The 6590-nt window shown below is 74.3% G+C and carries 7 protein-coding genes; 1 reads left to right on the top strand and 6 read right to left on the bottom strand.

All coding sequences use genetic code 11. The annotated features are described in order from the left end of the window. On the bottom strand, nt 1-582 hold a 582-nt coding region (locus tag VKG64_13145; protein ID HKB25987.1), incomplete at its 3' end, for a site-specific integrase. Between the two features lie 34 nt (nt 583-616). Beyond that, the gene (murJ, locus tag VKG64_13140; GenBank protein HKB25986.1) at nt 617-2221 is read right to left on the bottom strand and encodes a murein biosynthesis integral membrane protein MurJ; all 1605 of its coding nucleotides are present in this window, start codon (nt 2219-2221) and stop codon (nt 617-619) included. 41 nt (nt 2222-2262) lie between these two features. Here murJ and rpsT point away from each other — a divergent pair, with 41 nt between their 5' ends. Then, complete coding sequence (gene rpsT, locus VKG64_13135) at nt 2263-2508, top strand: 30S ribosomal protein S20 (GenBank protein HKB25985.1); 246 nt, start codon at nt 2263-2265, stop codon at nt 2506-2508. Nucleotides 2509-2528: 20 nt separating this feature from the next. Here rpsT and VKG64_13130 read toward each other — a convergent pair whose 3' ends face one another. The 4 genes from VKG64_13130 to VKG64_13115 all read right to left on the bottom strand — a co-directional run. Beyond that, nucleotides 2529-3884, bottom strand: coding sequence for a neutral/alkaline non-lysosomal ceramidase N-terminal domain-containing protein (locus tag VKG64_13130; GenBank protein HKB25984.1), 1356 nt, complete (start codon nt 3882-3884; stop codon nt 2529-2531). After that, nucleotides 3881-4885, bottom strand: coding sequence for a DNA polymerase III subunit delta (holA, locus tag VKG64_13125; protein ID HKB25983.1), 1005 nt, complete (start codon nt 4883-4885; stop codon nt 3881-3883). Before holA ends, VKG64_13130 begins: the two co-directional genes overlap by 4 nt. Before the next feature lie 10 nt (nt 4886-4895). After that, nucleotides 4896-5393 carry an LptE family protein gene (locus tag VKG64_13120; GenBank protein ID HKB25982.1) on the bottom strand — a complete coding sequence of 166 codons (498 nt, stop codon included), beginning with the start codon at nt 5391-5393 and terminating at the stop codon, nt 4896-4898. Further along, nucleotides 5390-6590: class I tRNA ligase family protein (locus VKG64_13115; GenBank protein HKB25981.1), on the bottom strand; the 1201-nt coding region annotated here is incomplete at its 5' end. The genes VKG64_13115 and VKG64_13120, both read right to left, overlap by 4 nt.

The following is a 6590-nucleotide window of genomic DNA, read 5'->3' as shown; positions in this document are numbered from 1 at the left end:
CGTCGAGAGCGGGCGCGCCTCCTTCACGTACCTCGTGACCCACCGGATCGCCTCGCCGCCCACCGGCACGAGCCGCTGCTTCCGTCCCTTGCCGGTGCAGACGAGATACCCAGCGGTCAGGTGCACGTCCTCGAGCGTGAGGTCGAGGCACTCGGAGGCGCGCATGCCCGTCGCGTACAGGAGCTCGAGCATCGTGCGGTCGCGGACGCCGCGCGGCCGGCTCACGTCCGGCGCCTCGACGAGGGCCGTCGCGGTCTCGCGCGAGAGCGTGCGCGGGAGCGCGCGCCCGCGTCGCGGCAGCTCGAGGTGCTCGGTCGGATCGCGCGCGAGGTCGCCCTCGCGGAGCAGGTGTCGGTAGAAGCCCCGCAGCGCCGAGATCCGGCGCGCGACGCTCGAGGGTCCGAGGCCGCGCTTCTGCAGGCGCTCCAGGTAACCGACGACGTCGTCGGGCCCCGTCTCGGGCAGGGCGCGGCGCTGCGCGCGGAGAAAGTCCGTGTAGTCCCGGAGGTCGCGGCGGTAGGCGGCGAGAGTATTTCGGGACGCCCCCTGCTCGGTCTGCAGGGACCCGAGATACTCAACCACCGCGTCGGTCATAGAGTGACCACGCAGGAGTTTATCACGGCGCTCGCGAATCGCGAAACACGCGGCGCGGAAGCGCGTCGAGGAGCGCGCGGCGCTCCGACATGGCGAGCGCGACGCTCGCCCCCCAGAACAGCGCCGCGCCTCCGCCGATCGTCCCCGCGAGCCAGGCGAGATCGTGCATGAGGCCGGGCCGCGCGGGCCAGAGGACGAGCGCCAGCACGCACCAGAGCGCGAGCGTCGCCGAGGCGGCGAGCGTCCGGCCGCCGCTCGCCAGGAGCGCCCGGCCGCCGAGCGGGCCGAGGCGCCGGCGAGCCACCCAGAGAAGCGCCAGGAGGTTCACGTAGGCGCCGATCGACGACGCGGCGGCGAGCCCCGCGTGCTGGAGCGGGCCCATCAGCACGAGCGCGGCCAGCACGTTCACCGCCACCGACACGATGCCCCAGCGCACGGCGGTGCCCGGCTGGCCGAGCGCGTAGAACGCCTGCGCGGCGATCCGCGACGCGCCGAATCCGGCGAGACCGACCGCATACCACAGGAGCGCGTCGGCGGTGGCCGCGCTCTCCGCGGGTCCGAAGCGCCCGCGCTCGAAGAGGACACGGATGATCGGCGCGCGCAGGAGAACGAGGCCGACCGAGGCCGGGATCGAGATGAACAGGGCCAGGCGCAGGGAGAAGTTCAGCGTCGCGGCGACCTCGTGCGTCTCGCCCGCGGCCGCCTGGCGCGCCATCACCGGCAGGGACGCCGACGCGAGCGCGATGCCGAAGACGCCGAGCGGGAACTCCATCACGCGATCGGCGTAGTAGAGGTAGGAGATCGAGCCCGGCCGCAGGAGCGAGGCGAGCAGCGTGTTCACGAACACGGTCACCTGCACCGCGGCCAAGCCGAAGACCGCGGGGAGGAGCAGCCGGACGAGCCGCCCGAGCGCGGGGTGGTCGAGCTCCGTCGAGGGCGAGACCAGGAGCCCCGCGCTCCTGAGGCTCGGGATCTGGACGAGGAGCTGGCCGAGCCCGCCCACGAGGACGCCGATCGCCAGCGCGAGGATCGGCGGCTCGACGCGCGTCGCGAGCAGCAGCGCGCCGGCGATCATCCCGACGTTCATGACCGCGGGGCCGATCGCGCCGGCGAAGAAGCGCCCCTGCGCGTACAGGATGCCGGTCGCCACCGCGGCGAGCCCGACGAGGACCAGGTACGGGAACATCGCGCGTGTCAGGAGGGTCGCGAGCGCCGCCTGCCCGGGGTCGGACGCGAAGCCCGGCGCGATCACCCGCAGGATCCACGGCGCCGCCAGGACGCCGAGCACGGTCGTCACCGTGAGCGCGACCAGTGCCAGCGCCAGCACCGCACGGAGCATCCGGAGGAGCTCGGGGCGCGGCCGCGTCACCGCGTAGTCGCTGAAGACGGGGATCATCGCCGTCGAGAGCGCGCCCTCGCCGAGGAGCCGCCGGAGGATGTTCGGGATCCGGAAGGCGACGAAAAACGCGTCGGTCACGGGGCCGGCGCCGAAGGTGAGCGCGACGATCACGTCGCGGGCGAAGCCCGTCACCCGCGACACGAGGGTCGCGCCGCCGATGGAGCCGAGGGCCCGGACGACCTGCCGCTCGGTGCCGCTCACCTTGAAATCACTCCGCGGTTCGGGCATGATGCACGGCGGCCCCGAGACGGGATCAAAGGAGCGTTGACGTGGCGAACACGAAGTCCTCGCTGAAGCGCATGCGCCAGAACGAGCGGCGGCGCCTCCGCAACCGGGCGATCCGCTCGAGAGTCCGCACGGCCGTGAAGGCGGCCCGCGAGGAGACGGCACAGAGCGCCGTGATCCGCGCGGCGATCCGGGCCCTCGACAAGGCCGTCTCCAAGGGCGTCATCCACCGCAACACCGCCGCCCGCAAGAAGTCCTCGCTCGCGCGCCGCCTCGCCACCGCCTCCTAGGCCCGGCCCCCGTCCCGCGCTCATCGGGCGTTCGGCGAACCCTCGCACGGCGCGGGCGTCTGCGCGGGCCGCCGCCGGCCGCCGAGCTCCCCGAGCAAGTCCGCGGCCGTGCGCGCGAGGCATGCGCCGGTCCGCGGCCCGTAGAGCGTCGCGCAGGTCACGTACGCCGGGCGCTCGTAGTCCTCCGCCGTCACGAAGTAGCCGAGGTAGTCGTTCGAGACGCCGGCGATGAACACGTGGGCGAACAGCGGCCGCGCCGCCCGCTTGACCTCGAGCCCCAGGGCGGTCTGGAGCTCGCCCGGCACGGTCACCCAGGCCGCGCCGCCGAGCGCGACCGCGGTCACCTCGGTCTCGGCGGGCAGCGCGCGGCCGAGCGGCACGGCGACGAACCTCGGCATGAAGCGCCCGACGCAGTTCCGCAGCCGGAGCCGCGGTGGCGGCAGCGGCACGCGCGCGCGGCGGACGACGAGCGCGGCGCTCTCGCCGGCGCCGGCCCGCTCCCACGCCCCGCGCGCGGCGCGGGCCAGCTCGGCCGCCAGCCGCGGCAGCGCCGCGTCCCCGTGCGTCGCCGGGCTCACGTCGCCGACGGCGCCGTTGACGAAGAGCACGGGGACGCCGAGCTCGCGCTCGAGCCCGCGCGAGGCCGCGCCCATCACGTCGCCCGAGAGCGCCAGGTTCCGCGCGCCGAGCACGGTGCCGTGAATCGCGAAGTTCCAGACGAGCGCGAGCGGCGCGCCGGCCGCCGACGTGACCTTGAGCGTCACGAGCTCCGGATCCAGCGGGCGCGCGAGGCGGCTCGCCGTCACCCCAGGCACGCTCACGCTCGCCGCCGCCACGCGCGCCTCCACGGCCGCGGCGTCCGCCTTCCGCACCGCCGCGACGACCGTGTCGACCAGCCCGCGTCGGACGTCGGCGTCGAAGCTGTCCGCCGCGAGCCAGCCCATCAGCCGCGACTCGACGAAAGCCCCGGGCCCCGAGTGCGTGTGGCTGGCCGACACGATGACGGTCGCCGGCCGGACTCCCACCTCGGCGAGCCGCCGCTCAACGGCGCGCGTGAACGCCCGGTCCACGGCGACGAGGTCCACCGTGACCCACGCGAGGCGCGCCGACTCCGTCTCGAGCACGAGCGCCCGCGCGCCGACGGGATCGTGCGCGCCGGCGTGGGGCTTGAACCAGAACGCGTGCGGGTAGCGGTCGAGGACGTCGGGGAAGAGCAGGCGGCGCCGGAGGCCGCCGTAGCCCGCGAGCGGCGTGCCGTCGGGGACGCTGAAGACGCCGGTCGCCGCGCCGGCCCGGAGCGTCGCGGCGACGCCCGGCCGGGCGGGCCCGAGGGTGAGCGCGGCGAGCACCGCCCAGGCGAGGGCGCGGCGCCTCACCTCGCCGCACACAGCTGGGCGACCAGGGCCGTCAGCTCCGCGCGCGGCTCGCCGCTCGACTTCACCCGCCGCTCGACCTCCCAGCAGCGCCTGAGGTCGGCCGCGAGGCGCTCCGCCGTGCCGCCCGCCGCGAGCGCATCGACGACCGCCGGGGGAAGCCGGAGCGTCCGCGCGATCTGGTCGAGCGGCTGGCCACGCTCGCGCCACACGCGCACGGTCCACGCCAGACGCACGTCGCGCGTTAGGACGGCCAGCACGCGCATCGGCTCCTCGGTCGCGAGGAGCCGGTCGAGCGTGCGGAGCGCCTGGGCCACGTCCCGCCGCTCGACCGCGCGGGTCAGCTCGAAGACGCCGGCCACGCGGTGCTCGCCGACGACCGCGCTCACCTCCCGGACGCCGACCGTGCGGTTGTCGGCGCCGCCGGCGAGCGCCGCCTTGCGCGCCTCGCCGAGCAGCGCCGCGCTTTCGTCGCCGATCCACTCGACCAGCATCCGCGCGGCCTCGTCGGAGAGCTCGAGGCCCTCGAGCGACGCGCGCTGGCGCAGCCACGCCGCGAGCTCGCGGCCCTGGCGCGCCGGCAGCTCCACGACCGCCGCGGCCGGCACGGCGCCGAGCAGCCAGTGATCGGCGCGCCGGTCGCGCGACGCGCCCAGCCCCTCGTCGGCCAGGAGGAGGAGGCGCGTGCTCGGATTGGGGTTCCGGGCGTAGCCGGCGAGCGCGTCGGCGTGCTTCGCCGCCAACGCCTGGGCGCGCCGGACCGCGACGAGCCGCAGGCCCGTCATGAGCGGGAGCGTCGAGGCCGCGTGCACCACCGCCTCGGCGGTCGTCTCGCCGCCCTCGAGCACCTCGCGGCCCAGCGCCGCGTCGGCGGGCTCGGGGAAGCAGCGGCGGGTCAGGAGCTCGAGGGCATCGTCCAGGAGCTGGGCGTCGGGCCCGTGGAGGAGCAGAACCGCGGGGAGCTCGCCGCGTTCGGCGAGCCGGAGGAATCCAGGATAGTCCACCCGGCCGCGCTCAGAAGCGGTCCACCGCGAGGCTCACGATCGACCGGGCGATGTCCAGGGCGGCCGACCGCAGGGCCGACTCCTCACGCGAGATCGTCTGCGAGACGGCGCCGATCACGCGGAAGTCGGCCTTCTCCTGGAATCGCGCTTGCTCGAACAGGATCGCGTTGCGCCTCACGTCGCGGAACGTGAGGTTCATGGTGACGACGAGCCGGTACTGGCGGATGGACGCGCGAGGATCGAAGGCGAGCGCCTGGATCTCGTAGCCCACGACCTCGCCCTCGAGGATGGCGTCCGCCTCCACGGGCGTCACCACGCGGAGCCGGCCGTTCGTCGCGAACGCCTCGACGACCGCTTGCGTCAGGAAGCTCTCGATCGCCGGCTCGGCGGTACGGTTGGTGAAGACGGGCACGGCCACCGTCCTGACGTGGTCGGGCAGGTTGCCGTGGATGGAGTACCCGCAGCCCGTGAGCGTCCCAATGACGAGCGCGAGCGTCCGGAGCCTCACGCGCGGGTCACGATGTTGACCAGGCGGTTCGGCACCACGACGACCTTCTCCACGCGCCGCGACGCGACCCAGGGCCTCACCTTCTCGTCGGCGAGCGCCAGCTCGCGGACGCGCTCCTCGGCAGCGTCCACCTCCACGGTGAGCCGGCCGCGCACCCTGCCGTCCACCTGCACGACGACCGTGACGTCCTTCTTGCGCAGCGCCGCGGCGTCCGCCCGCGGCCACGCCCGCGTGAAGAGGCTCTCCGCGTGACCGAGCTGCGACCAGAGTTCCTCCGCGACGTGCGGGCAGAAGGGGCCGAGGAGGAGCAGGATCGCCTCGATGGCCTCGCGCATGAGCCGCGCCCGCTCGCCGGCGGGCGCCCCGTCCGCCGGCGCCGCGTCGAAAGCGTACAGCGCGTTCACGAGCTCCATGACCGCGCTGATCGCGGTGTTGAGGTGGAAGCCGTGCTCGATGTCGTCGGTGACGCGCTGGATCGTCTCGTGGATCGTCCGCCGGAACGCCCGGCCGATATCCGACGTCGGGTGGGGCGAGACGCCCCCCCCGACCGCCCCCCCGGTTCGCGCGTGGGCAGTCACCGTCTCCGACGGCGCTCGACCGAGCTCATCAATGTGCGCGAGCACGAAGCGCCAGACGCGGTTGAGGAAGCGCGAGGCGCCCTCGACGCCGTGCTCGTTCCACTCGAGGTCCTTCTCGGGCGGCGCCGCGAAGAGCGAGAAGAGTCGCGCGGTGTCGGCGCCATACGTGTGGATGAGCTCGTCCGGGTCCACGACGTTGCCCTTGGACTTCGACATCTTGGCCCCGTCCTTGATGACCATGCCCTGCGTGAGGACCGCGGTGAAGGGCTCGTCCACCTTCACAAGGGCGAGGTCGCGGAGGACCTTCGTGTAGAAGCGCGCGTAGAGGAGGTGGAGCACGGCGTGCTCGATGCCGCCGATGTACTGGTCGACCGGCATCCAGTACTCGGCCGCGCGGCGCTCGAACATGCCGCCCTCGTAGTGCGGCGAGCAGTACCGGAGGAAGTACCACGACGACTCCACGAACGTGTCCATGGTGTCGGTCTCGCGGCGCGCGGGGCCGCCGCACTTCGGGCACCGCGCGTTCACGAAGTGGGCCACGTCGGCGAGCGGCGAGCCGCCCTTGCCCGAGAGCTGCACGTCGCGCGGGAGCACCACCGGGAGGTTCGCCTCGGCCTCG

The sequence above is a fragment of the Candidatus Methylomirabilota bacterium genome (genome assembly GCA_035260325.1).
In the GTDB taxonomy this organism is placed as follows: Bacteria; Methylomirabilota; Methylomirabilia; order Rokubacteriales; family CSP1-6; genus AR19.
This window is presented reverse-complemented; position numbering and strand designations above follow the sequence as displayed.